This is a genomic window from Pseudomonas sp. LBUM1659 (assembly GCF_059716045.1).
The window spans coordinates 5686295-5710347 of record NZ_CP166797.1 but is presented as its reverse complement, the minus strand read 5'-3'; the positions used below and the strand labels follow the sequence as shown (position 1 = coordinate 5710347).

At 58.9% G+C, this 24053-nt stretch carries 23 protein-coding genes; 10 read left to right on the top strand and 13 right to left on the bottom strand.

Features of this window, described 5'->3' with window-relative positions; translation table 11 throughout:
• Nucleotide 1 precedes the first annotated feature (1 nt).
• Together ACA048_RS26060 and ACA048_RS26055 are read left to right on the top strand one after the other, a co-directional pair.
• On the top strand, nucleotides 2–1621 hold the full coding sequence (locus ACA048_RS26060) for a DUF2300 domain-containing protein (RefSeq protein ID WP_497626881.1): 1620 nt from the start codon (nucleotides 2–4) through the stop codon (nucleotides 1619–1621).
• Between the two features lie 3 nt (nucleotides 1622–1624).
• Nucleotides 1625–2440 carry a YfaP family protein gene (locus tag ACA048_RS26055; RefSeq protein ID WP_497626880.1) on the top strand — a complete coding sequence of 272 codons (816 nt, stop codon included), beginning with the start codon at nucleotides 1625–1627 and terminating at the stop codon, nucleotides 2438–2440.
• Between the two features lie 56 nt (nucleotides 2441–2496).
• Here the strand turns inward: ACA048_RS26055 and ACA048_RS26050 are convergent, their stop codons facing one another.
• Nucleotides 2497–3576, bottom strand: coding sequence for an HAD family hydrolase (locus ACA048_RS26050; protein ID WP_497626879.1), 1080 nt, complete (start codon nucleotides 3574–3576; stop codon nucleotides 2497–2499).
• 313 nt (nucleotides 3577–3889) lie between these two features.
• On the opposite strand from ACA048_RS26050, the gene ACA048_RS26045 reads away from it, so the two are divergent.
• On the top strand, nucleotides 3890–4549 hold the full coding sequence (locus ACA048_RS26045) for a MarC family protein (protein ID WP_497626878.1): 660 nt from the start codon (nucleotides 3890–3892) through the stop codon (nucleotides 4547–4549).
• Nucleotides 4550–4617: 68 nt separating this feature from the next.
• Nucleotides 4618–5064 carry a hypothetical protein gene (locus tag ACA048_RS26040; protein WP_497626877.1) on the top strand — a complete coding sequence of 149 codons (447 nt, stop codon included), beginning with the start codon at nucleotides 4618–4620 and terminating at the stop codon, nucleotides 5062–5064.
• A gap of 371 nt (nucleotides 5065–5435) precedes the next feature.
• On the opposite strand, the gene ACA048_RS26035 is transcribed toward ACA048_RS26040, so the two are convergent.
• The 9 genes from ACA048_RS26035 to exaC all read right to left on the bottom strand — a co-directional run bounded on the left by ACA048_RS26035 (nucleotide 5436) and on the right by exaC (nucleotide 14912).
• Entirely contained in the window at nucleotides 5436–6182 is a 747-nt protein-coding gene (locus ACA048_RS26035; RefSeq protein WP_497626876.1) for a S24 family peptidase, read from the bottom strand.
• Between the two features lie 228 nt (nucleotides 6183–6410).
• The gene (ppa, locus tag ACA048_RS26030; protein WP_497626875.1) at nucleotides 6411–6938 is read right to left on the bottom strand and encodes an inorganic diphosphatase; all 528 of its coding nucleotides are present in this window, start codon (nucleotides 6936–6938) and stop codon (nucleotides 6411–6413) included.
• Nucleotides 6939–7051: 113 nt separating this feature from the next.
• Nucleotides 7052–7864, bottom strand: coding sequence for a M90 family metallopeptidase (locus tag ACA048_RS26025; RefSeq protein ID WP_497626874.1), 813 nt, complete (start codon nucleotides 7862–7864; stop codon nucleotides 7052–7054).
• 6 nt (nucleotides 7865–7870) lie between these two features.
• Nucleotides 7871–8527 carry a DedA family protein gene (locus ACA048_RS26020; RefSeq protein ID WP_497626873.1) on the bottom strand — a complete coding sequence of 219 codons (657 nt, stop codon included), beginning with the start codon at nucleotides 8525–8527 and terminating at the stop codon, nucleotides 7871–7873.
• Nucleotides 8528–8811: 284 nt separating this feature from the next.
• Complete coding sequence (locus tag ACA048_RS26015) at nucleotides 8812–9273, bottom strand: GNAT family N-acetyltransferase (RefSeq protein WP_497626872.1); 462 nt, start codon at nucleotides 9271–9273, stop codon at nucleotides 8812–8814.
• 114 nt (nucleotides 9274–9387) lie between these two features.
• Nucleotides 9388–10212 carry an ethanolamine ammonia-lyase subunit EutC gene (eutC, locus tag ACA048_RS26010; RefSeq protein ID WP_497626871.1) on the bottom strand — a complete coding sequence of 275 codons (825 nt, stop codon included), beginning with the start codon at nucleotides 10210–10212 and terminating at the stop codon, nucleotides 9388–9390.
• A gap of 8 nt (nucleotides 10213–10220) precedes the next feature.
• A complete protein-coding gene (locus ACA048_RS26005; protein ID WP_497626870.1) occupies nucleotides 10221–11615 on the bottom strand; it encodes an ethanolamine ammonia-lyase subunit EutB in 1395 nt (464 codons plus the stop codon).
• 139 nt (nucleotides 11616–11754) lie between these two features.
• A complete protein-coding gene (eat, locus tag ACA048_RS26000; protein WP_497626869.1) occupies nucleotides 11755–13125 on the bottom strand; it encodes an ethanolamine permease in 1371 nt (456 codons plus the stop codon).
• Between the two features lie 266 nt (nucleotides 13126–13391).
• Entirely contained in the window at nucleotides 13392–14912 is a 1521-nt protein-coding gene (exaC, locus tag ACA048_RS25995) for an acetaldehyde dehydrogenase ExaC (RefSeq protein ID WP_497626868.1), read from the bottom strand.
• A 447-nt stretch (nucleotides 14913–15359) separates the two neighbouring features.
• Between exaC and ACA048_RS25990 the strand changes: the two genes are divergently transcribed.
• From ACA048_RS25990 to ACA048_RS25975, 4 genes are all read left to right on the top strand, one after another.
• Nucleotides 15360–17273 carry a sigma-54-dependent Fis family transcriptional regulator gene (locus tag ACA048_RS25990; RefSeq protein WP_497626867.1) on the top strand — a complete coding sequence of 638 codons (1914 nt, stop codon included), beginning with the start codon at nucleotides 15360–15362 and terminating at the stop codon, nucleotides 17271–17273.
• A gap of 186 nt (nucleotides 17274–17459) precedes the next feature.
• Complete coding sequence (gene mpl, locus ACA048_RS25985; RefSeq protein WP_497626866.1) at nucleotides 17460–18809, top strand: UDP-N-acetylmuramate:L-alanyl-gamma-D-glutamyl-meso-diaminopimelate ligase; 1350 nt, start codon at nucleotides 17460–17462, stop codon at nucleotides 18807–18809.
• Entirely contained in the window at nucleotides 18809–19438 is a 630-nt protein-coding gene (gene ubiX, locus ACA048_RS25980; protein WP_497629932.1) for a flavin prenyltransferase UbiX, read from the top strand. The genes mpl and ubiX overlap by 1 nt, the downstream gene beginning before the upstream one ends.
• The gene (locus ACA048_RS25975) at nucleotides 19431–19715 is read left to right on the top strand and encodes a YceK/YidQ family lipoprotein (protein WP_497626865.1); all 285 of its coding nucleotides are present in this window, start codon (nucleotides 19431–19433) and stop codon (nucleotides 19713–19715) included. The genes ubiX and ACA048_RS25975 overlap by 8 nt, the downstream gene beginning before the upstream one ends.
• Nucleotides 19716–19831: 116 nt before the next feature.
• Here the strand turns inward: ACA048_RS25975 and ACA048_RS25970 are convergent, their stop codons facing one another.
• From ACA048_RS25970 to ACA048_RS25960, 3 genes are all read right to left on the bottom strand, one after another.
• Nucleotides 19832–20473 (bottom strand): oxidoreductase, encoded by a 642-nt coding sequence (locus tag ACA048_RS25970; RefSeq protein ID WP_497626864.1) that lies wholly within the window; start codon nucleotides 20471–20473, stop codon nucleotides 19832–19834.
• A gap of 27 nt (nucleotides 20474–20500) precedes the next feature.
• On the bottom strand, nucleotides 20501–22219 hold the full coding sequence (locus ACA048_RS25965; protein WP_497626863.1) for a C13 family peptidase: 1719 nt from the start codon (nucleotides 22217–22219) through the stop codon (nucleotides 20501–20503).
• Between the two features lie 101 nt (nucleotides 22220–22320).
• The gene (locus tag ACA048_RS25960; RefSeq protein WP_497626862.1) at nucleotides 22321–22776 is read right to left on the bottom strand and encodes a MaoC family dehydratase; all 456 of its coding nucleotides are present in this window, start codon (nucleotides 22774–22776) and stop codon (nucleotides 22321–22323) included.
• A gap of 194 nt (nucleotides 22777–22970) precedes the next feature.
• Here ACA048_RS25960 and ACA048_RS25955 point away from each other — a divergent pair, with 194 nt between their 5' ends.
• Nucleotides 22971–23333 (top strand): CidA/LrgA family protein, encoded by a 363-nt coding sequence (locus ACA048_RS25955; RefSeq protein WP_497626861.1) that lies wholly within the window; start codon nucleotides 22971–22973, stop codon nucleotides 23331–23333.
• Nucleotides 23330–24046 (top strand): LrgB family protein, encoded by a 717-nt coding sequence (locus ACA048_RS25950; RefSeq protein ID WP_497626860.1) that lies wholly within the window; start codon nucleotides 23330–23332, stop codon nucleotides 24044–24046. Before ACA048_RS25955 ends, ACA048_RS25950 begins: the two co-directional genes overlap by 4 nt.
• The last annotated feature ends 7 nt before the right edge of the window (nucleotides 24047–24053 follow it).

Here is a 24053-nt window from a genome sequence, read left to right as displayed (position 1 = left end):
TATGACCCGGCCTCTGGTCTGGTTGCTGCTGTGTTTGATCCCTGCGCTGGCGACAGCGCAGGACGAACCGCTGCGGCTGGGTTTCAAGGGCGAACTACTGTCGTTGAACCGGACTCAGGTGATTTCACGCGAACCTTTGCCTGCTGATTTTCAGGCGCCTTTAGGTAGTTTGTGGAAGTTGTTTGTGTACGGTTGGCTGGTGGATACCGGCGCTCAAGAATCGCCTTATGAATGTCGCGGGCAGTCAAAAGAAGAAGTTTATTGCTGCACGGCCGGCGGCAAGATCGAGCGCGATCAGGCGTTGGTGAAATCGTGCGGCTTGTACTTTGAACCGGCACGTTTGGGCATCACCGACGCTGACTGGCGCACGTATTGGCAAGCGCGACAGGCACCGGAGTGGTTGCTGGATTTGCCCTCATTAAAGCCCTCTACACGAATTTCCGTCGCTGAATTACTCAAGGTGCTGGCCGTGATGCCGGCTCAGGATCAGGCGCGGCGGGTGTTGCTGGACGTAGTGCTGAAAGCCGCCGACGGCAATGTCGTGGGCGAACTCGGTGGCCGGTTGCGGGTGAAAACCTGGAGCTGGCTGGGGGATCAGGACACGTCGTCACGTCAGGGCGGGTTTGCCGGTTGGACGGCGGATGGCACGCCGATCTGGGCCGGTGGGCGCGGGACCAGTCAAAGGGTGCTGCGCCATTACGGCGAGGCATTAGCCTCAGTGTTGCCGACTGAATGGCCGGCGGATGCGGGGCGCTGCGTCGAAGTCGGACTGTTTTCTCGCTATCCGATCGAGCGGGTTCTGGCGGGGGATCGCGTTGTCTCTACCGGGCCATTGCAGGGCGACTACCGCGTCGAGTTTGCAAACGGCAACCAGCTCGATATCCACAGCGACGGCGAACTCTTCTTGCTCAAGGATCAGCTCGTCGCCCGCCTGGATCGCGAAGAATACGTCGCCCGCGTCCTTCAGCGCGAAGCCAGACCCGAGCCCGCCGAAGCCGCGAAAGCCCTGGCCGTCGCCATCCGCACCTACCTCCTGCAAAACGCCACGCGCCACGGTGACTGCCTGAGCATCGACGACAGCAGCAGCCGCCAACGCGTCGCCCCACGCCCGGCCACCACCGAATCGCGCCACATCGCCGCCTGGACCAGCGACCTCGTGCTGGCCGGCAGCACCGTCACCTACCACTCCGACCAACCCGGCCCGAACAAACTCTCCTGGCAGCAAGCCGTCGAACAAGCCAACGCCGGCCAACGCTTCGACGCCATCCTGCTGCACGCTTACCCACGCGCGAGCCTCAGCCGCTGGGACAACCCCGTCGCCTCCTGCGAAGCACTGCCCGCCGCGCAAGACTGGCTGCAAACCCAGCGCCGCGGCTGGCGTGTGCGGTTGGAAAGCGAGGTCGGCTACAACGAAGTCAGCACCTTCGCCGTCTGCCGCCTGGCCTTCGGTCGCCCCTACGTCGACCGCGAGCGCCAGCGCATCTACGTGCGCGGCGTGCTCTCGCTGCAAGACCGCCTCGACCTGACCCACGAATACCTGCACTTGGCCTTCGAAGCACACCCCAACGGCCAGGATGAAACCTACATCGAAGGGCTCGCCCGCCACCTCTTGCTGGAATAGGCCATGAAACTCCGTTATCCACAGGTCATCCTGTTCCTTTGTTCTTTTTGCGTGATGCCGACGATTTTTGCGGCGGATAGCGCCGTCAAACTCGATACACCCGTCGGTGGCTGGCGCACCGGCGCGGATGAGGGCGAGGGTGAAAGCTTTCGCCAGACCGTCAACTACCCGGCTTCCTCGGTGAACACCCCAGTGGGTCAGGCCAACACCGCGCGTATCAGTGGCCAGATCAAATCCACGCCCAAAACTGCGGAGCCTGGTCGTTTGATCGTCAACGGCGTGAGCATGCCGCTGAAAATCGACTCGGCGGGCCGCTTTGATCGCCCGTTTTCGTTTCCCAATGGCAGCAACAGCGTTGAAGTGCGCAGCCCTGATGGCCAGCAGCGGCATCGCACGCAATTTCTCAATGCCAGTGGCGGTGCCACACCGGCCAAGTTACGGGTGTTGCTTTCTTGGGACAGCGATAACACGGATCTGGATTTGCACCTGATTACGCCGGAGGGGAGGCACATCTGGTACGGGGATCGTGTTGCGCCCAATGGTGCGGCGCTGGATGTTGATGTGACGACCGGGTATGGCCCGGAAATTTTCGCCATGCCTGCGCCGATCAAGGGGCAGTATCTGGTTTACGTGAACTACTTTGGCGGTGGGTATCGCAGTGATGAAGAAGGGCAGGAGGACGCGGTTCAAGCGCTGACGACGGCGCAGGTGACGGTGATTACCGAGGAAGGAACGCCGAGCGAGAAGATGGAGACGTTTCTGGTGCCGATGCGGGCGGTGGGGGAGTTGACGTTGGTGAAATCGTTTAGTTATCCATGATGAAATGATTGTCCAGCGGGCTGCTGGACAATCAAAAATTCAACTACATCTGCGTTTCACTCGAATGCAAAAATCTTCTTCCAGTCCTTTTTCATGCTGATCACAGTCCAGCCCTCATTTGTCGCCTGGTTAAACAACGATTCGGTAAAGGTGCCTACCTTGGAATCCGGTAGTCCTTGCGCAGGGCCATAAGCGTACTCTCGGTCGGCGTCGTCATGGAGCACCAACATCGCCAGCCGCGCACCCTTGCCGGCTTTGGTGTACTCCAGCATTTGCTTGTCACCGGTGGAATTGCCGAAGGCTGCGTAAGGCTGACGGCCGACCATCAGGTAAATGTTCTCTGCCTTGCCCGCATCGTTGTCGTTGAGCAGCATCTTGGGCAGCTTGATCAGCTCGGGTTTACCGCTTTTGTCGTAGCCATATTCGGTAGCCCCGGCACTGCCGACTACCTGTTCTGGAGGCACACCATAGACTTCTTCGGCATAAGCGCGAACGAAGTCCTGACCACCTCCGGTGACGATGTAGGTTTTGTAGCCATTGGCACGCAGGTATTGCATCACTTCCTTCATCGGCTGGTACGTCAGCTCGGTAAAAGGGCGCTTCCAGCGAGGGTCACGGGCTTTGGCCAGCCATTCATGGACTTGCTGCTTGAACTCATCCGTGGGCATGCCGCTCAGGGTCACCATGGCAATTTTAAGGTAATCATCAAGGGTCAGTTTCGCCATGGCGGCACGGTCCCCCGACAGCACTGTCTTGAAGGGTTCCACGTGAGCCAACTCTGGCCTTGCCTGGACTGCGGCAGGCACGCGACTCAGGCAATAGAATAATTGGCTATAGGCAGGTTGCTCGACCCACAGTGTGCCGTCTTGGTCGAAGGTCGCGATGCGCTCAGTCGGCGATACGAACTGAGCACCGCCTTCCTGGGTGGTCGCCTTGACGAATTCTACGATGGCTTGCTTGGCCGGCCCTTCATTCCACGAAGGCAGCGGGTCGGCAGCGAACACCGCCGTCGAAGCAATCAAACTCAGCCCAAGTACGGCAAGGGGCGAACCAAAACGTCGCCTGACATGACCGTCAGGACGGTTCGCAGAGATGACGGAGCTCCAGGTACGCTGCACCAAAATCATGAATTTCATGATGTTTACCTTTGGTTGGATTGGTAAAACGTTGGCGGTTACATGGCTGCTCACTTTTCCAATGACTACAGCAGTCAGTTGGGAGTGCAGTGTAGATGGTTTGGTAATAGTTGCTATTCAGGCCGGTTTCGCCCCCTGTTGCCCGTTTGTAAGCTAGTTTTACCGGGTGTCTGGACGCCACGCACCTCAGCGATAGGTTCAGTGGCGATGGAGTTCAACGCTGCCAGTCCCGGCGGTAGAGCAAGTCCCGGACGAGCTCGTCTCTTCCCATCCGCTATGGTGATGTAAAACGGTCTGTTATCGAGGGAGCGCCATGAATTCATATTTCACGTTGTTTATCGGTATGTTCACCACGTTACTGGCCATCATCAATCCCTTGGAGGCGATTCCCGTGTTCCTTGGTTTGTTGCAAGGCAAGGACAAAGCCGAGCTCCGCCGGGTGGCACGTAAAGCTTGCATCTATGCATTACTGCTGATGTTCTTTTTCCTGATTTTCGGCAACCTGCTACTGCGTCTGTTCGAGGTGCCACTGAGTATGATTCGAGTGGTTGGCGGGATAATTCTGATGCGTATCGGTTTTGAACTTTTCGCGCCCTCGCCCAACAGCACCCTGATTCCCACTAGCCACGACACTAATCAAGATGTGTCCTTCATCCCCATGGCCATGCCAATCATGTTTGGCCCCGGTGCAATTGCCACCGTGATCGGACTGACCAGCACCATCAAGGATGCCGATCGGGGCCTGTTATCTTTCGCCGTGGTGGCGCTGGCCATCTGCGCCACCATGTTCACCACCTATTTGTCACTGGCCTACGCTCAAGTCATCCTCAAGAAAATCGGCCCGCAAGGTATCGATGCCGCCACACGAATTGTCGGTTTCTTCGTCTCTGCGATGGGGGTTGGCTTAATATTTCACGGCACGGTGGAGTTTCTGCAATCGTATGGGGTGCTACTCCATAGCGTGGCGGGGTAGTGCAGCACGATGCTAAAGAGCTTTACCGACATTTCCCCACGCACTTCTTCCACCGATAGAGGTTGCCAATGAATTACAGCACTCCACTGACAGCACTATTAGTCACCGCAAGTCTCTTAGGCTGCACCAGTTCTTCCAACCCTACGATCACCGTTCCTTTGAAAGCCACTCAAAAGAATGCCGGCCAGATCGCCAATGCGACGTTGAACCCAGTGGATGGTGAAACCAATTTCGACTTCTATCTCTCCGGCGTTCCAGATGGCACCACCCTGCCATTGCGCATCTTCACCTTCGTCAATAAAGGCATTTGCCAACAGCCTGGCCCGGTCGCCTACGACATGAACGACAGGATTACTACTCAACGCGCTGCTGAAGCGGGTTGGACTTTTTACCGAAGTGCGCCAATTCCGCTTCCAGACCTGTTGTCCGGAAAATACTCCATCCTTGTGCGTACGACCCCCGAGGATGGCAGCGTCGATATTTTTTGCGGGGATATTGTGCAAGTGGTTCGGTGAAACGGATACGGAGATTAAGTGAGGTGTGGGGTGGATCAGGTGCTTCGTGCGAGGTCAGTAATTACATGAATTTCAGGCATTAAAAAGCCGGCTTGTGGCCGGCTTCTCGGGGACTGGCTTGGTTCATTTTTGGTAAACCGCGCCAGCCTTCAAAACGTACACCCGGATCTTGCGTCCGGCTGTGGGACTTGGCGAGAAAATCATCTGCCGTGTCGGTGCGATCTGAGCCGCGGGGCGGGTCGATGCGCAAATGTGGGGCGCAGCATACTGATTTTTTTGGGGAATTCCCAGCGTGGTGTGCGGGGTAGGGCGATTGCGCTGACCTGTAGCAGCTGGCGAAGCCTGCGTCCGGCTGCTACAGGGCTGCGTTCTCACAAGAACGGCACCGACGGCCTGCGCTTGTTAAGCGTCGACCACCAAAACACCCACCCCAGCACCCTGATGTTCTGTTTATCAATCTGTTCCGCGCTGAAGATCTCATCCGGGTGCTCGGTTTTGTTGTAACTGCGCAATCTCAATGCATTGCCCGGCATCCGGTGCAGGTATTTGATTCGCAGCATCCCGTCATGATCGATGGCGTAGATCTCCCCATCAATCACCTTGGTCAGTCCGCGGTCGATGGCCAGTGTTGAGCCGTCCTCAATCCTCGCGCCCATGCTATTACCGAGCATGTAAACGCAGATCACGTCGGCATGATTGATTTCCAGGGAGTCGAGGTGGTTTTTGGGTAGGCGGATGAATTGGCCGGTGTCTTCCACGATGCGGGTTTTATGGGAGCCCGGGGCGATGGGCATTTCTTTGTAGAGGGGCAGTTCGACATCCGTCGGCTCGATTACCGTGTAGATGCCCCGAATCGCCTGGGCGTCGAAGGTGTTGCCGGACTCGTCGAGCAGGCGCAGGTGCTTGGCGTCTTCCGGGCCTTCGCCGGTTTTGAGCCAGTGGCTGTTGACCGATAGTAATCTGGAGACCTCTTCCATGCGGTAGGCGGGCACGCCGCGGGTGTACCAGTTGTGGATGTTTTGTGCTTCCGTGTCGAAAAAAGCGGCAAATCCTGTCGTCGTGATGTTCGCTTTTTCGAGGAGTGCTTTGAACCGTGGGCCGCTAGTGTTCTTTTTCATAAACACGAGTCTACGGGCGCAGGGCGGGGCTTTGAATAAACGAACCGTTCAAATTTCGAGGGAAATTTACGACTGGATGTAAGACGTATTTGGAACAAATTAAACAGAAAAAAACCGCAGCGATTGAAAGATAAACGCGCTGTTTAAAGCGCTTTATGAGCGCCCATAAAAAACCCCGGTTCAACCGGGGTTTTTTCAAGGCGTCAATGGCGCGAGGCCGATGGCGTCTTAGCCTTTATAGGCAGCAACCGACTTGGTGATCGCGTCGCGGGCGGCATCTGCGCCGGCCCAGCCTTCGATCTTCACCCATTTGCCTTTTTCGAGATCTTTGTAGTTCGCGAAGAAGTGCTCGATCTGCTGGATCAGCAGCGGTGGCAGGTCGGTGTATTCCTTCACGTCGACGTACAGCTGGGACAGCTTGTCGTGTGGCACAGCGATGACTTTGGCATCGCCGCCGCCGTCGTCGGTCATGTTCAGGATGCCGACCGGACGGGCGCGGATTACCGCGCCTGGAGCCACCGGGTAAGGGGTCACTACCAACACGTCGAGGGGATCACCGTCGTCAGCCAGGGTGTTCGGGATGTAACCGTAGTTGGCCGGGTAGAACATCGGGGTGGCCATGAAACGGTCAACGAACAGGCAATCGCTGTCTTTGTCGATTTCGTATTTGATCGGCGCGTGGTTGGCCGGAATCTCGATCGCGACGTAGATGTCGTTCGGCAGGTCTTTGCCAGCCGGAATCTTGCTGTAGCTCATTGGGCGGTGCCCCCGTTAGTTGACCAAAGATACTTGGCCGGATTGACCAAAAAGTGGCGGCGATTATAGGCATATTCCGCCGTTGATGCTACGTACCAAGGGTCGTAGAGACCTTAGTCGCGTGGCTGATAGACCGGGTCTTCAGCCAGAAGTTGCCGTAACCGGCTCAGTGGATCCTGCCGGTAGAAAAGCTTGAGCTGCTCATAGACCCGCGGATAAGCCTCGAACAGTAAATCCGGGGCGCTGAAGAAATATTCGCTGGTGACGGCGAAAAACTCGGCGGGATTTTCCGCGGCGTAGGGATCGATCGCGGTTTCAGCGTCCGGGTTGCGCTCCAGTTGCTGGTCGAGGTCGTCGTAGGCCTCTTGCATCACCTTGGCCCAGTCGCTGACCCGCATGTCGGGGTGCAGCGGCGGCAAGCCGTTGGCAACACCGTTGAGCATGTCGAGTTTGTGGGCGAGCTCATGGATGACCAGGTTGTAGCCTTCCCAGCCACCACTGGCCATCACGCCCGGCCAGGCGAGGATGATCGGACCTTGCTGCCACGCCTCGCCACTGTGTTCGCCGTCCCACTCATGTTCGACGCCGCTGGCGTCGCGATGGCGCTGGGGGCTGAGGAAGTCGTCGGGGTAGAGAATTATTTCGTGGAAACCCTGATACCAGTTCAAGTCGCCCAGATTCAGCAGTGGCAATTGCGCCTGCGCTGCCAGCAGCAGGCGCTGCTCCTGATGCAGTTCGACGCCGGGCAGGGCCGTCAGGTGTTTGTCTTCGAGGAACAGCACGCAGGCTTCGCGCAGCCACTGGTCTTCAGTGGCGCTGATGCCGTCGAGAAAGCTCAGGTGATGGCGCACCCGCTGCCACATGTCGTCGGCAATCGGGTGCCTGGCCAGGATGCGCTGGCGGCGCCAGGCGCTAAGCGACCACATCGCGGATCAGCGCGACTGGGCTTTGGACGCGGCGTTGCCGAGGCGGCTGCGGACCATGCCAATGATCATCGGAACCAGCGACAGCAGGATGATACCCACCACCAGCAGCGACAGGTTTTGCTTGATGAACGGTACGTTGCCGAAGAAGTAACCGAGAGTTACCAGGCCACCGACCCACAGGATCGTGCCGACCACACTGAAGAAAAAGAAACGCGGGTAAGGCATATTGCCGACACCGGCGACGAACGGTGCAAAGGTGCGGATGATCGGCAGGAAACGCGCCAGCGTCACGGTTTTACCACCGTGCTTGTCATAAAAGTCGTGGGTTTGTTGCAGGTAGTCGCGACGGAAGATTTTCGAGTCCGGGTTACTGAACAATTTTTCGCCTGCTGTTCGACCAATGAGGTAGTTGGTGCTGTCGCCGAGAATCGCCGCGAGCATCAACAGGCCGCCCAGTAATACGGGGTCCATGCCGCCACCGGCCGCAACGGCACCGGCGATGAATAGCAGGGAGTCACCCGGCAAGAACGGCGTCACTACCAGGCCCGTTTCACAGAAAATCACCAGGAACAGAATGGCGTAGATCCAGGTCCCGTAGTTGGTTACCAACATGTCGAGGTAAACGTCGAGATGCAGAACAATGTCGATCGGGTTGAAATCCATAGGGGCACCTGTGGTAACGGCCCGACTCAGCAGGCCTGTGCGGATGACTTCGCGTAAGACTACTTAGGGGTGTAGTTTTTCTTACAAGTCGGAAAGCTCGGGATTATACGGACTGAAAAGTGAAAAGAGCGTTCAGTTTGCAGCGGGGGATATCGCAGTAGACCGATGGTTGAAACGGAGGTTCTGTAGGAGTGAGCCTGCTCGCGATAGCCTCACTCGGTGAATCAGTCAATCCGAGGTGCGGCTATCGCGTGCAGGCTCACTCCCACAGGGGTCTCTGTGAGTCAGAGCCCGTCGCTGATCGGCAGCACGTAGTTCTTGAACTCGGTGTCTTCCTTGAACCCGATGGATTCGTAGGTTTTACGCGCGACTTCATTGTTGCTGCTGGTAGAAACGCGCATGCGCACGGCATTGGTTTCCTTGGCCATTTTCTTCGCGGTACGGATCAGGTTGTCGGCCACCAATTGGCGGCGGGCGTCTTCGGCGACATAAATGTCGTTGAGGATCCATACACGTTTCAGCGAAAGGGACGAAAAGCTCGGGTACAACTGACAGAAACCCATCAGTTTGTTGCTGTCGTCATCGGACAGCGCCAGATAAATTACCGATTCCTTGCGGCGCAGGCGTTTTTCGAGGAACGCACGCGACGAGTCCGGGTAGGGCAGGGATCCATAAAATTCACGATATTTCACGAACATTGGCGCCAATTGGTCCAGGTGTTCGAGGGTCGCTTGAATAATCCGCATGGTAGGTCTCGTCTGCAAGTGGCTGTCTTACTGCATTGACGGCGATGGGAAACCCGTGGCGGCCGTTCGTCGATCCTGCCTGAAACCGGTTCGCAAACGCAATGCGGAAACGGTTCAGGCATCTGTCTGACCCAGCAGGAAGTTTCGTTTCATGTCCGTTCCGGCGTCAGACTCCAGTGTCTGAAGCTGCGCCTCGTCCTTGAGATGGACCCCCGACAGCTGTCTACGACAGGCCTCGCGCATCAAATACAACAAGCGATGGGCCGCCATTCCATAACTCAGGCCTTCGAGTCGAACATTGGAGATGCAATTGCGATAAGCATCCGTCAGGCCGACCTTTGGATTGTAGGTGAAATATAAACCCAGACTGTCAGGGGAGCTGAGCCCGGGGCGTTCACCGATCAGAATGACCGTCATTTTCGCCCCGATCAGTTCACCGATCTCGTCCGCCACCGCGACCCGGCCCTGTTCCACCAGCATCACCGGTGCTACGGACCAGCCTTCGGCCTGCACCTGTTCTTCCAGACGTGCGAGAAACGGCAGGGTATGGCGATGCACGGCCAGCGCCGACAGTCCATCGGCCACTACGATCACCAGATCGACACCGCCGGGATTGGCCTGCGCATATTTACGCAGGGTCTGCGCGGATTCATCGCTCAACTTGCGCCCCAGATCGGGGCGCTGCAAATAGCTGTCCCGGTTCGTGGCGGCGCTGTGCAGCAACACACTGTCGCGCCCGATCTCGGCCAGTTGCGAGCTGAGCCCTGCCGAGTCGAACGGCAGATGCACCGCATCCCGCGCCTGAGCGTGGGCGTACTGGAAATCCAGTTGGGCGCTGGTCGGCATGCTGGTGCCCGTGCGTCCCAGGGCAATTCGCGCCGGTGTCAGGCGCCGCAGTTCCAGCAATGGATTCTGTGGATCAACGGGTGGTTTTTCCATGAAAGCACTCATCCCAATTGCGCCATCGCCTGGCGGAAGGCCGGGGGCAGGCTGTCGCCGAAGTGAATTTTGCCGTCTGCCTGGGTGAAGATGCCCATCTTTGTCAGCCACTGTTCGAATTCTGGCGCGGGTTTCAGGCCCAGGGTCTGACGGGCGTAGAGGGCATCGTGGAACGAGGTGGTCTGGTAGTTGAGCATGATGTCGTCGGAACCGGGTATGCCCATGATGAAGTTGATCCCGGCCACGCCCAGCAAGGTCAGCAGGGTGTCCATGTCGTCCTGGTCGGCTTCGGCGTGGTTGGTGTAACAGATGTCACAGCCCATTGGCACGCCCAGCAACTTGCCGCAGAAGTGGTCTTCGAGGCCGGCGCGAATGATCTGTTTGCCGTTGTAGAGGTATTCCGGGCCGATGAAGCCGACAACCGTGTTGACCAGAAACGGCTTGAAATGACGCGCCACGGCGTAGGCGCGGGTTTCGCAGGTCTGCTGATCGATCCCGTGGTGGGCGTTGGCCGACAGCGCGCTGCCCTGACCGGTTTCGAAATACATCAGGTTCTGACCCAACGTGCCGCGATTGAGGCTCAAACCGGCGTCATAACCTTCCTTCAAAACATTCAGGTTGATGCCGAAACTGGCATTGGCCGCTTCGGTGCCGGCAATCGACTGAAACATCAGATCCAGCGGAACCCCGCGATTGATCGCCTCGATCGACGTGGTGACGTGGGTCAGCACGCAGGCCTGAGTCGGGATTTCGTAGCGCTGGATGATCGCATCGAGCATTTCCAGCATGGCGCAGATCGACGCGATGCTGTCAGTGGCCGGGTTGATGCCGATCATCGCGTCGCCGTTTCCATACAGCAGGCCGTCGAGAATGCTCGCCGCAATGCCCGAGGGCTGGTCGGTGGGATGATTGGGTTGCAGGCGGGTGGATAGCCGGCCGCGCAATCCCATGGTGCCGCGAAACTGGGTGACCACGCGGATTTTTTGCGCCACCAGCACCAGGTCCTGGACGCGCATGATCTTCGACACGGCGGCCGCCATTTCCGGTGTCAGACCGGGTGCGAGCGCGCGCAGGCTCTGTTCATCGGCGGCATCGCTGAGCAGCCAGTCGCGAAACCCGCCGACGGTGAGATGGCTGACCACGGCAAAGGCGTGTTTGTCGTGAGTATCGATGATCAGTCGGGTGACCTCATCGGCCTCATAAGGAATCAGTACTTCCTGCAGGAAGTGGGTCAGCGGGATGTCAGCCAGGGCCATCTGCGCGGCAACACGCTCTCCATCATTGAGCGCAGCGACACCTGCCAGGAAATCCCCGGAGCGCGCCGGACTCGCCTTGGCCATGACGTCCTTGAGGCTCTCGAAGCGATAGGTCTGAGCGCCGACGGAGTGGGCAAATGCGGCCATGGGACGATTCCTCCTGATTTGCACAATTCTTGATAACACTGACATTCCATTGTGGGAGCCAGCAGGCTGGCTCCCACAGGGGAATTGCATGCACTTCTATGTGGCAGGCGCCGGGGGATTGGCCCGGCGCCGGTGCAACTTAAATGCCTTCGAGCATCGCATCGGCCGGCGCGTCGGCGCGTTGCTTGGCGGTCAACTGGAAGTACAGGTAACCGGCCGCCATGAAGCCGAGGAACACACAGCCGATCAGCGTGTTGAACCAGGCCATTGCTACCAGGCACACCACCGCCAGAAACAGCGCAATCCCCGGGACAATCGGATAGCCCGGTGCGCGGAAGGTGCGTTCCAGGTTCGGTTCGGTTTTACGCAGTTTGAACAGGCTCAGCATACTGATGATGTACATCACGATGGCACCGAATACCGACATGGTGATCATCGCCGCCGTCAGGGTCATGCCTTGCAGGTTGACCAGGCCATCGCTGTAAATCGCCGCGATGCCGATCACGCCACCGGCCAGAATGGCGCGGTGCGGGGTCTGGAAGCGCGAGAGTTTGGCCAGACCGCTGGGCAGGTACCCTGCACGCGCCAAGGCGAAGAACTGTCGCGAGTAGCCGAGGATGATCCCGTGAAAGCTCGCCACCAGGCCAAACAGACCAATCCAGACCAGCATGTGCATCCAGGTCGAGTTGTTGCCGACCACGGCTTTCATCGCCTGTGGCAGCGGGTCGTTGATGTTCGACAGTTGACGCCAGTCACCGACGCCGCCGGCCATCACCATCACGCCGATGGCCAAGAACACCAGGGTCAGAATGCCGCTGACGTAAGCCTTGGGAATCGTGCGTTTCGGGTCCTTGGCTTCTTCAGCGGCCATCGCCGCCCCCTCAATCGCGAGGAAAAACCAGATCGCAAAGGGAATGGCGGCAAAAATGCCGGGAATGGAAGCGATCGTGAACTCATTGGAACCTGACCAGCCATTGAGTACGAAGTTACTGAAGCTGAAGCCTGGCGCGACGACGCCCATGAACACCAGCAACTCGGCGACGGCGAGCACGGTGACTACCAATTCAAAGGTGGCGGCGATGCTGACCCCGAGGATATTCAGGCCCATGAACACGAAATACGCGCCCACTGCGGCGATTTTGGGGTCAAGTTCCGGGTATTGCACGTTGAGGTAGGCGCCGATGGCCATGGCAATGGCCGGTGGCGCAAACACGAATTCGATCAGGGTGGCGATGCCGGCGATCAGTCCGCCTTTCTCGCCAAACGCCCGCCGACTGTAGGCAAACGGCCCTCCAGCGTGGGGAATCGCGGTTGTCAGTTCGGTGAAGCTGAAAATGAAGCAGGTGTACATCGTCGCCACCATCAGGGCAGTGACGAGAAAACCCAGGGTGCCTGCGGTGCCCCAGCCGTAACTCCAGCCGAAGTACTCGCCAGAAATCACCAGGCCGACGGCAATACCCCATAGGTGCAGGGTGCCGAGTGTGGGTTTGAGCTGTGTAGAAGCAGTCATAAGTCCTCGCTGTCTTTTTTATTGTTTGATCTTTTGGACTTGCGGTACGACGTTTCAGGTGTAAAGCGGGCACGCAAAGCCCGTGCCAGAGCGGCCAGGCCAAGTGTGGTGAGTCAGTGATGGCGCCTTCGCGAGCAAGCCCGCTCCCACAAGGGATGTGTGATGAATTCCCATGGGTGGGCCGACACAAATCCCCTGTGGGAGCGGGCTTGCTCGCGAAGGCGATAGAAAGGGCGACACTGGAATACCTGCATCGCCCTCGGTTTTTAGAAGAAGCCCAACGGGTTGATGTCGTAGCTCACCAGCAGGTTTTTGGTCTGCTGATAGTGATCGAGCATCATTTTGTGGGTTTCACGACCGACGCCGGACTTTTTGTAACCGCCGAACGCGGCGTGCGCCGGGTACAGGTGGTAGCAGTTGGTCCACACACGACCGGCCTTGATGGCGCGGCCCATGCGGTAGGCGCGGTTGATGTCGCGGGTCCAGAGGCCGGCACCAAGGCCGAACTCGGTGTCGTTGGCGATGGCCAGGGCTTCGGCTTCGTCCTTGAAGGTGGTGATGCTCACCACCGGGCCAAAGATTTCTTCCTGGAACACGCGCATTTTGTTGGTGCCCTTGAGCAGGGTCGGCTGGATGTAATACCCGGTCGCCAGGTTGCCCTCGAGTTTTTCGATTTTACCGCCGGTCAACAGCTCGGCGCCTTCGCCCTTGGCGATTTCCAGGTACGAAAGGATTTTGTCGAATTGCTGCTCGGACGCCTGGGCGCCGACCATGGTGTCGGTATCCAGGGGGTCGCCACGTTTGATCGACAGCACTTTCTTCATCACTACTTTCATGAAGTCGTCGTAGATCGATTCTTGCACCAGGGCTCGGGACGGGCAGGTGCAGACTTCGCCTTGATTGAAGAATGCCAGCACCAAACCTTCGGCGGCTTTTTCGATGAAGGTCGGTTCGGCTTGCATGATGTCTTCGAAGAAAATGTTTGGCGATTTGCCACCCAGCTCCACGGTGGACGGGATGATGTTTTCGGCAGCGCATTTCATGATGTGCGAGCCGACCGGGGTCGAGCCGGTGAACGCGATCTTGGCGATGCGTTTGCTGGTGGCCAGCGCTTCGCCGGCCTCTTTGCCATAGCCTTGCACCACGTTGAGCACGCCCGGCGGCAGCAGGTCGCCGATCAGTTCCATCAGCACCGTGATGCCCAGCGGGGTTTGCTCGGCAGGCTTGAGCACCACGCAGTTGCCAGCCGCCAGGGCCGGGGCGAGTTTCCAGGCAGCCATCAGGATCGGGAAGTTCCACGGGATGATCTGCCCGACCACGCCCAATGGTTCATGGATGTGATACGCCACGGTGTTGCCGTCGATCTCGGCAGCGCTGCCTTCCTGGGCGCGGATGCAACCGGCGAAGTAGCGGAAATGGTCGGCCGCCAGCGGGATGTCGGCGTTGAGGGTTTCGCGAACGGCTTTGCCGTTGTCCCAGGATTCGGTGATTGCCAGCAGTTCCAGGTTTTGCTCGATGCGGTCGGCGATTTTCAGCAGCACCAGCGAGCGCGCCTGGGCGGAGGTGGCGCCCCAGGCCTCGGCGGCGGCGTGGGCCGCGTCCAGGGCCTTGTCGATATCTTCGGCGGTGGAGCGTGGGAATTCGGCAATCGGTTGGCCATTCACTGGCGAGGTATTGGTGAAGTACTGACCTTTGACAGGCGCGACGAACTCGCCGCCGATGTAGTTACCGTATTTGCTCTTGTACGAAACGATAGCGCCTTCAGTACCGGGGTGAGCGTAACGCATGGTGATTTCTCCTTGGCTTTTGTGCTTATAAGGGAGAGCGCATGTGCGCATACCATAAGCGTAGAGCAAAGGTCGGGCCACTGCCTTGCAGGTCAGGGAAATCAAGGCCTTGCGTAGTTTTTGTCGGACCGGCGGATGCGCGCTGTGACGCTTTCGGTACAGACCCCGTGACACTTTGTACCGCTCGTGGCACAGCGTGTGACTGACGAGTCTTGCCAGCGTTGCAATGCGGGTCAGGCTGGAGGATGCTCGGCCTCAGTTGCTACACAGTCGACCTTTTTGGCGAGGGAGCTTGCTACCGCTGGGCAGCGAAGCGGCCCTTGAATGTCTACCGATCATAGTCTTTGGCGAGCGCTTCGCACTCGAGCGGGAGCAAGCTCCCTCGCCACAAGGCAGTGCCGACCCGTCAGTGGGCTCCAGCACAACTCCCGGGGAGAATAATAAGAAATGCACGACAACCATTTGAGTCGCCATGCCCAGCAAGTCTTGACCGTGACTCAGGGCAAATCGCACCTGCACGGTCCCGGCAGCGATCCGTCCATTGCCCGCTCCTGGCTGCGCTGTCTTGAGGATTATCACCTCGACCCGGCCCTGACGATGGCGCCCACCGTGTTGGAACATGGCCGCGTGCTGGAAAGCCGCGAACGTTTGCAGCAAGTGCTGCACATCGCCGGTAATGAAATGTCCAGCCTCCACCAACAGCTCTCCGGCGCCGGCCACGCGGTGCTGCTGACGGATGCCCGGGGTGTGATCCTCAATTGCGTCACCGCGCCCGCCGAACGGAAGATTTTCGAACGCGCCGGCCTCTGGCTCGGCGCCGACTGGAGTGAAGCCTGCGAAGGCACCAACGGCATCGGCACCTGCCTGGTGGAGCGTCAGTCGCTGACCATTCATCAGGACGAACACTTTCGCGGACGCCACACCGGCCTGACCTGCTCGGCGAGCCCGGTGTTCGACCCACATGGCGAACTGCTGGCGGTGCTCGACGTGTCCTCGGCGCGCCACGATGTATCGCGCCAGAGCCAGTTCCACACGATGGCGCTGGTCAATCTGTCGGCGAAGATGATTGAGAGCTGTTATTTCCTGCGCTACTTCGACAATCAATGGTTGCTGCGTTTTCACTTGCAGGCCGAGTCCGTCGGGCTGTTCAGCGAGGGGCTGCTGGCATTCGACGGCGAAGGGCGGATCTGTGCGGTCAATCAAAGCGCACTGAACCTGCTCGGACACATTCGCGGTGGCTTGTTGGGTAAGCCGGTCGAAGCGTTTTTCGACTGTTCGCTGGATGAGTTGCTCGGCCGCGCCAGTGTTAATGCCAGTGCCAGTTGGCCGCTGCGCACCCGCGACGGCCGTAGTCTGTTTGCCGTGTTGCGTGGGCAGCCGCGCAGCATTCCAGTGCCCGTTATGCAAAGCCCGGCGATTACCGAACGTCCACGGCTGTCGGGCATCTGCATCGGTGATACCGCGTTGCAGGAGGATTTTCGCAAGTCGCTGCGGGTATTCGAGCGCGATGTACCGCTGCTGATCCACGGCGAAACCGGTTCCGGCAAAGAGGCGTTCGCCAAAGCCGTGCATCAGGCCAGTCAAAGGGCGGAAAAAGCCTTCGTCGCCCTTAACTGTGCGGCCATTCCTGAAAGCCTGATCGAAAGCGAATTGTTTGGCTATCGCGGCGGCAGCTTCACCGGCGCGCGCAAGGAAGGCATGCGAGGCAAGTTGCAGCAGGCCGATGGCGGGACCCTGTTTCTCGACGAAATCGGCGACATGCCGCTGGCCTTGCAGACCCGGCTTTTAAGGGTGTTGGAAGATCGACAGGTCGTGCCGATTGGCGGGGAGCCGGAAGCGGTCAACGTGCGAATCATCAGCGCCACTCACCGTAATCTGCTGGATCGGGTGCAGGACGGTAGCTTCCGTGAGGATTTGTATTACCGGCTCAATGGGCTGGAAGTGGCGCTACCGGCGTTGCGTGATCGCAGTGACAAATCCCAGCTACTCGATTTCTTGCTGGCGGAGGAGGCGGGCGGGGAAACCATCCTGATCGACGGACCGGCGCGGGAAGCCATGCTGGGTTTTGCCTGGCCGGGCAACGTGCGGCAACTACGCAATGTGCTGCGCACCTTGGCGGCATTGTGTGACGGCGGGCGGATCGGGCTGGAGGATTTGCCTGCGATGATTCGTCAGGCGCGGCCGGCGGTTGCAGTGGCGGTCGAAGAACCGTCCGAACACCCGCTGGACGATGCCGAGCGGCTGGCGTTGCTTAATGCGCTGGAGCACACGCGTTGGCATATGACCCATACGGCTGAGCAGTTGGGTGTCAGTCGCAATACTTTGTATAGAAAGCTGCGCAAACACGGTATCGAGCGCTAAAACCGGTCGCGGCCAATCGCGAGCAGGCTCGCACACATTAGATTTTCAGCGGACACAAATTATGCGAACACCGCTGAACCACTGGGGGAGCGGGCTTGCCCGCGATTGGCGTCCGTGAGACCGAAACACAAGGTGCGATTTTCCCCTCCCTACGCTAACCTGCGGCCATGTTTTACGAGGTCGACTATGCACATTCATATTCTGGGTATCTGCGGCACTTTTATGGGTTCGATGGCGGTGTTGGCCAAAGAACTGGGCCATCACGTGACCGGCTCCGATGCCAACGTCTATCCGCCGATGAGCACTCAGCTTGAGGCTCAGGGCATTCAGTTGACCCAAGGCTACGATCCTTCCCAGCTTGATCCGGCACCGGACCTGGTAGTCATCGGCAATGCCATGTCGCGTGGCAACCCGGCTGTTGAATACGTTCTGAACAAAGGCCTGCCTTATGTTTCCGGCCCGCAATGGCTGGCCGATCATGTGTTGCAAGGTCGCTGGGTGCTGGCGGTCGCCGGTACTCATGGCAAAACCACCACCAGCAGCATGCTCGCCTGGGTGCTTGAGCACGCGGGTATGAGCCCTGGCTTCCTGATCGGCGGCGTGCCGCAGAATTTCTCGGTGTCGGCGCGCTTGGGCGGCACACCGTTTTTCGTGATCGAAGCCGACGAATATGACAGCGCCTTCTTCGATAAACGCTCCAAGTTTGTTCACTACCGCCCGCGCACGGCGATCCTGAACAATCTTGAGTTCGATCACGCCGACATCTTTCCCGATTTGCCGGCCATCGAGCGGCAATTCCACCATTTGGTGCGAACCATTCCAAGCGAAGGCCTGGTGATCCATCCGACCACCGAACCGGCGTTGCAACGTGTCATCGAAATGGGCTGCTGGACCCCGGTGCAAACCACCGGTGTGGGCGGTCAGTGGCAGGTCAAACTGCTCAGCGAAGACGGGTCGAAGTTTGAAGTGATGTTCGAAGGCGTCACCCAAGGCGTGGTCGAGTGGGACATGACCGGCCAGCACAACGTGGCCAATGCCTTGGCTACATTGGCGGCCGCGCGTCATGTCGGCGTAGTGCCTTCCATGGGTATTGCCGCGTTGAGCGCGTTCAAAAGCGTGAAGCGCCGCATGGAAAAAGTCGCCGACATACGTGGCATCACCATCTATGACGACTTCGCGCACCATCCGACCGCCATCGCCACCACCCTTGATGGCTTGCGCAAACGCATCGGCGATGCGCCATTGATCGCGATCATCGAGCCGCGCTCCAACTCCATGAAGCTCGGGGCGCACCGCGACGGGTTGCCGGAAAGCGTGGTCGATGCCGATCAGGTGATCTGGTATGCCCCGGCCAACCTCGGTTGGGACCTGGCCGGCACTGCCGCGCTGTGCACTGTGCCGTCGATTGTCAGCGATTCGCTGGAAGGCATCATCGAACGCGTGAAGAGCCAGGCCCAGCCCGGCACCCACGTGGTGATCATGAGCAACGGCGGCTTCGGCGGCCTGCACGGCAAACTCGCCGAGGCGCTGCAATGATCAGCGGCCCGGATCGCATCACGCTGGCCATGACCGGCGCTTCTGGCGCCCAATATGGTTTGCGCCTGCTCGATTGCCTGGTGCGTGAAGATCGCGAAGTGCACTTCCTGATTTCCAAGGCGGCGCAACTGGTGATGGCTACCGAGACTGACGTCACGCTGCCACCAAAACCGCAGATGATGCAGGCCTTCCTCACCGAATACACCGGCGCTGCAGCCGGGCAAATCAAGGTGTATGGCAAGGAAGACTGGATGTCGCCGGTGGCTTCGGGCTCCGGTGCGCCGGCGGCGATGGTGGTGGTGCCGTGTTCCACGGGGACGTTGTCGGCCATTGCGACCGGTGCCTGCAACAACCTGATCGAACGTGCCGCCGACGTCACCTTGAAGGAGCGTCGCCAGTTGATTCTGGTCCCGCGTGAAGCGCCGTACTCGAGCATCCATCTGGAGCACATGCTCAAGCTGTCTCACATGGGCGTGACGATCTTGCCGGCTTCGCCGGGCTTCTACCATCAGCCGCAGACGATTGATGACCTGATCGACTTTGTCGTGGCGCGGATTCTCAATCTGTTGAACATTCCGCAGGACATGCTGCCACGCTGGGGCGAACATCATTTGAGCAGCGATGAATAAGCTACTGATCCTTCTGCTGGTATTGCAACTGACGGGCTGCGCCACGGCGCGCACGCTTGATGCGGCCAAACCCGGGGCACCGTTGGTGTATTCGGGGACGCGTCTGGACGTGTATGCCATGAACGGTGGGTGCTGCGCCAAGGACCACTTTGGCGCCGAGGCGCCGAGTTACCCTGGCTTGGACCTGCCAGCCAGTGCACTGCTCGACACGTTGCTGTTGCCGTTGTCATTGCTGACGGTGATTGGCGTGAGTTTTCAGGCGACGGGCGGGTTGTAGGAGAGCGCTTCGCGCTCTATCGCGAGCAGGCTCGCTCCCACATTGGATTTGTGGCCCACGCGGATCAGTGTGGGAGCGAGCCTGCTCGCGATGACGGACTTATAGGCGCCGAAGAGTTATTTGCCTAGCTTGCGCAACTCATCCGATTCAACAATCCGAACCCCATCCTGCTCTTCCAGCGCCAAGCGCCACATCGCCCGGGCCAGTTGGCAGGCTTCGATGCCGTGATATTTGCCCGGGATCAGGCGTGACAGGGGGCCGGCGACTTTCTCGCCCATGCGAGGCACGATGCGATCGCCCAGCAACAGAGACGGGCGGCAAATGGTCAGTTGCGGCCAGTCCTGCGCGCGCAATGCGTGTTCCATCTCGCCTTTAACCCGGTTGTAGAAAATCGAGGATCTGCGATCAGCGCCCAAGGCGCTGATCACGATCAGGTGGCGTGCGCCCATTTCTCGCGCACGTTTGGCAAACGCCACGACCATGTCCAGGTCCACTGCACGAAACGCTTGTTCGGAGCCTGCCTGTTTGATCGTGGTGCCAAGGCAGCAGTAGGCAATATCGACGCGACCGTTCAGTTGCGGCAGAAACACCGTCGGGTCGCCGACCGGATTTTCCAGGTGCGGATGTGTGGCCAGTGGTCGGCGTGAAGGGGCTAATACCCTTGAAATCGTCGGTTCATTGAGCAAGCGATCAAGCAGGTGTTCACCGGTCAATCCGGTAGCTCCGGCAAGCAATACATGCTGAGGCGTCAAGTACATAATGTTTCCCCCTTGATACTGTTCAGCTTAGTTGCTCTTTGAATCCTTGCTGTCAGTAGAGATACTTTGTAGCGCTTTTCGTGCCTGCTGCTTGCGTAACAGCTGCCAGTGCGAGATCACCCCTTTAGGCGCCCACATCTGCGGCTCGGAAGCTTCGAAGCTGTCCGCCAGTTCGCGTTCGGCGACAGTAGCCTTGGCCAGTTTGAAGGCTTGCTCCAGGTCGTCGGTCTGGTTCAGTGCCTGGGTGAACAGCGCATCGCCGAAGTAGGTAGAGTTGGCCTCTTCGGAGCAGCCGAAGGACACGCGGTCTGCCCGCGAGGCGGTGATGATCAGGGTACGTTCGTCCTTGAGGGCGGGGATGAAACCGCCGGAATAGCAGGACGAAATCACAATGATTTTGTCGCGATTCTTCAAGGGTGCAAGCACTGCGGCGAGTTCATCGGCCGGCAGATCGGGCAGTTCCATGCGCGGTTGATCGAGCACCAGTTCGTGTTCGCTGGTGCCGTGGCTGGTCAGGTAGATGAAGATCAAATCTTCCGGGCCGCTGCGCTCGGCCAGCGTCAGCGCGGCGCGGCGCAGGTTTTCCCGGGTGGCCATCGGCCGGTCGACGAGGTGGTCCCGATGATTCACCAGACGGATCTGGCCAAACGCACCGAAGCGGCTGCTGAGCATGTTGCTGACGTAATCGGATTCGCGCAGGAACACGCTTTGTTTGCCGTCACCACCGAGGGTCAGGGTGTACAACTCGACGGCCGGAGTCGAGCTCGGAACATTAAGCAGTGCGTCGTCGAGCAAGCGGCCCTGAGCCAGCAAACCGAGCTCCAGGCTATCGGGCAGCAGCTTGCCATCGGCGTCACGCACACGTTGGCCATTGAGCCACGTGCCGCTTTGCACGGTGCCGTCAGTCAGCACCAGTGTGCCGCGTCCTGAGTAACTGTCATTGTCGAACTGGCCGGTGTAAAAGCTGCCGTCCGGCAGGTTCAGTCGCCCTTGGCCGGTGAAGCGCCAGTCGCTGAATCGGCCGATGTAATGGCTGCCATCGGCACCGATCAACTCGCCCTTGCCATTCAGCGAGCCTTCCTTGAACTGGCCCAGCCAGACATCGCCATCGGCATTCTCGTAGCGGCCCTTGCCATGCAGTTGATTGTTCTTGAAACCGCCGACGTAAATGTCGCCCTCGGCGCTGTTGAAGGTGCCGTTGCCTTCCAGTTGTCCGTTGACAAAATGTCCGGTGAACTGATTGCCGCTGGCGTCGCCGCGCTGGCCTTCACCGTTGGGTTTGCCTTGGGTGAACTGACCCTGGTAGGAGCTGCCGTCGTCGAGTTCGAGACGACCGAGCCCTGAATATTGATCGGCCTTGAATTCGCCGCGATAGGTCATGCCGTTTTCTTTGAGCGTGCCTTCGCCATCGCGCCGACCGAGTTTGAAACCGCCGGTGTAATTGCTGTCAGGCGTGGTCAGCGTGCCTTGGCCGTCGAACAGGCCCTGATTGAATTGTCCGCGAAAGACCTCGCCGTTGCTGCCATGCCATTCGCCTTGGCCATGCCATTGACCCTTGTCGAACTCGCCGGCGTACCAGCTCTTGTTCGGGTAGTCGATGCGGCCCTGGCCTTGCAGCAAGCCGTCGACCAGATCCCCGCGATAGCGTCCACCGTCCGGCAAGCGGGCATCGGGGGGCAGCAGCGATTCGCCATCGCCGCAAGCGGTGAGCAACAGGGTCAAGGCAAGGAGTGCAAGTGAGCGCATAGCGGGATCCGGGCAATTAGGCGACGGAGTATGCCGTAGCTATGTGTCGTATATATAGAGACGGTCGCGAAACAGCGTGAGCTGCTTCGCATCCGAGAGGGTTATACGAAACAGAGGGACAGGGATTCAGCGACATAGGCCGGTTTGTCCGAGCCTTCTATCTCAAGGGTGGTGGTGGCCTTGAGAAGCCATTGACCGGGTTTTTTCTCGACGGCGTCGGAGAGGTCAACCTTGAGGCGCACTCTCGAATCGACCTTGACCGGTTGAATGAAACGTACGCCGTCGAGACCGTAGTTGACTACCATCTTCACGCCTTCGGGGAGGATGAGGATGTCTTCCATCAGTTTCGGGATCAATGACAGCGACAGGAATCCATGTGCGATGGTGCTGCCAAATGGCGTTTTCGCGGCTTTGACCGGATCGACATGAATAAACTGAAAATCACCTGTGGCTTCTGCGAACAGGTTGATGCGCTCCTGATCGATGGTGAGCCATTGGGAACGTCCGAGTTCCTTGCCGACATAATCTTTGATTTCTGCAACCGGAACATGGGGCATTGAGTTTCTCCTTGGGTTTCTTGGTTTTATAGTTTTTCGAGTGAGGGGCTTTCACCTCCCAGTGAACCACTTTAGATCAACATGGCCAATTGCTCCGGTCAACTGAACATGCTTTTCGCGAATGCCGATCCATAGCACTGACGTGCTTATAATGCTCGGCCCCTTTTTGGTGGGGAGAGCGCGGGAGATGCTGGATGTTGTTACGTGGCCTGACCTGGCTGGTGCTGTTCCAATTGCTGGGCACAGCCCTCAACCACTTGTTTTTGCCGGTGCTGCCGGGGCCGATTATTGGCTTGCTGCTGTTGCTGGTGTACCTGATTTCACGCGGGCAGGTCGGCGAGGCGCTGAGCCTGGCGGCCAGCAGCCTGCTGCGTTACTTGCCGTTGCTACTGGTGCCACCGGCCGTGGGCGTGATGGTGTATGCCAAGGATATTGCCGCAGACTTCTGGGCCATCGTCGGTGCGCTGGTGTTGTCCCTGGTGCTGTCCATGGCGTTTGCCGGGGTGCTGATGCAGCGCATGGTCAAGCGCCACGCCCATCGTGGAGATGACCAATGACCCTTGATTGGCACGGCGCACTCGACGCGGTGATTCATCATCCGTTGTTCGGCATCGGCATTACATTGGGTGCTTATCAGCTGGTGTTGGCGGCTTTCGAAAAAACCCGCTGGATTTTTTTGCAACCGGTACTGGTCTCCATGTTGGTGGTGATCGGTGTTCTCCTGACATGCGGCCTGACATACGCCGAATACCGCAAGAGCACCGAGATCCTCAGCATTTTGCTCGGGCCTGCGACCGTTGCACTGGCCGTGCCGCTGTACCTCAATTTGCGACGGATTCGGCAGTTGTTCTGGCCGATATTTACTACGCTGGTGATAGGTGGCGTGGTGGCCACGGGCCTGGGCGTATTGCTGGGCTGGGGGTTCGGTGCCGGGCACATGGTCCTGATGACCATGGCACCGAAGTCGGTGACGTCACCGATTGCCATGCTGGTGGCCGAGCAGATCGGCGGCGTCGCGGCGCTGGCAGCGGTGTTCGTGTTGATCACCGGCGTGATCGGTGCGATCTTCGGCCCGAGTCTGTTGACCCGTCTCGGCGTGCACAGCCCTGAGGCCCGCGGCATGGCATTGGGCATGACCGCCCACGCGGTCGGCACTTCGGTGGCCTTGCAGGAAAGTGAAGAGTGCGGCGCGTTTGCGGCGCTGGCGATGAGTCTGATGGGCGTGGCCACGGCGGTGTTCCTGCCGTTGGCGGTGTCGATGGTGGTGTAAGGAAATG

Coding starts and splice junctions, on each gene's coding strand:
- ACA048_RS26055 (WP_497626880.1), top strand. CDS start 1,625: ATGAAACTCCGTTATCCACAGGTCATCCTGTTCCTTTGTTCTTTTTGC.
- ACA048_RS25990 (WP_497626867.1), top strand. CDS start 15,360: ATGCACGACAACCATTTGAGTCGCCATGCCCAGCAAGTCTTGACCGTG.
- ACA048_RS25950 (WP_497626860.1), top strand. CDS start 23,330: ATGACCCTTGATTGGCACGGCGCACTCGACGCGGTGATTCATCATCCG.
- ACA048_RS26005 (WP_497626870.1), bottom strand. CDS start 11,615: ATGGCCGCATTTGCCCACTCCGTCGGCGCTCAGACCTATCGCTTCGAG.
- exaC (WP_497626868.1), bottom strand. CDS start 14,912: ATGCGTTACGCTCACCCCGGTACTGAAGGCGCTATCGTTTCGTACAAG.
- ACA048_RS25960 (WP_497626862.1), bottom strand. CDS start 22,776: ATGCCCCATGTTCCGGTTGCAGAAATCAAAGATTATGTCGGCAAGGAA.
- ACA048_RS26045 (WP_497626878.1), top strand. CDS start 3,890: ATGAATTCATATTTCACGTTGTTTATCGGTATGTTCACCACGTTACTG.
- ACA048_RS26060 (WP_497626881.1), top strand. CDS start 2: ATGACCCGGCCTCTGGTCTGGTTGCTGCTGTGTTTGATCCCTGCGCTG.
- ACA048_RS26025 (WP_497626874.1), bottom strand. CDS start 7,864: ATGTGGTCGCTTAGCGCCTGGCGCCGCCAGCGCATCCTGGCCAGGCAC.
- ACA048_RS26050 (WP_497626879.1), bottom strand. CDS start 3,576: ATGAAATTCATGATTTTGGTGCAGCGTACCTGGAGCTCCGTCATCTCT.
- mpl (WP_497626866.1), top strand. CDS start 17,460: ATGCACATTCATATTCTGGGTATCTGCGGCACTTTTATGGGTTCGATG.
- ACA048_RS26035 (WP_497626876.1), bottom strand. CDS start 6,182: ATGAAAAAGAACACTAGCGGCCCACGGTTCAAAGCACTCCTCGAAAAA.
- ACA048_RS25955 (WP_497626861.1), top strand. CDS start 22,971: ATGTTGTTACGTGGCCTGACCTGGCTGGTGCTGTTCCAATTGCTGGGC.
- ACA048_RS25975 (WP_497626865.1), top strand. CDS start 19,431: ATGAATAAGCTACTGATCCTTCTGCTGGTATTGCAACTGACGGGCTGC.
- ACA048_RS26040 (WP_497626877.1), top strand. CDS start 4,618: ATGAATTACAGCACTCCACTGACAGCACTATTAGTCACCGCAAGTCTC.
- ACA048_RS25970 (WP_497626864.1), bottom strand. CDS start 20,473: ATGTACTTGACGCCTCAGCATGTATTGCTTGCCGGAGCTACCGGATTG.
- ACA048_RS26015 (WP_497626872.1), bottom strand. CDS start 9,273: ATGCGGATTATTCAAGCGACCCTCGAACACCTGGACCAATTGGCGCCA.
- ppa (WP_497626875.1), bottom strand. CDS start 6,938: ATGAGCTACAGCAAGATTCCGGCTGGCAAAGACCTGCCGAACGACATC.
- eutC (WP_497626871.1), bottom strand. CDS start 10,212: ATGGAAAAACCACCCGTTGATCCACAGAATCCATTGCTGGAACTGCGG.
- ACA048_RS26020 (WP_497626873.1), bottom strand. CDS start 8,527: ATGGATTTCAACCCGATCGACATTGTTCTGCATCTCGACGTTTACCTC.
- ACA048_RS25965 (WP_497626863.1), bottom strand. CDS start 22,219: ATGCGCTCACTTGCACTCCTTGCCTTGACCCTGTTGCTCACCGCTTGC.
- eat (WP_497626869.1), bottom strand. CDS start 13,125: ATGACTGCTTCTACACAGCTCAAACCCACACTCGGCACCCTGCACCTA.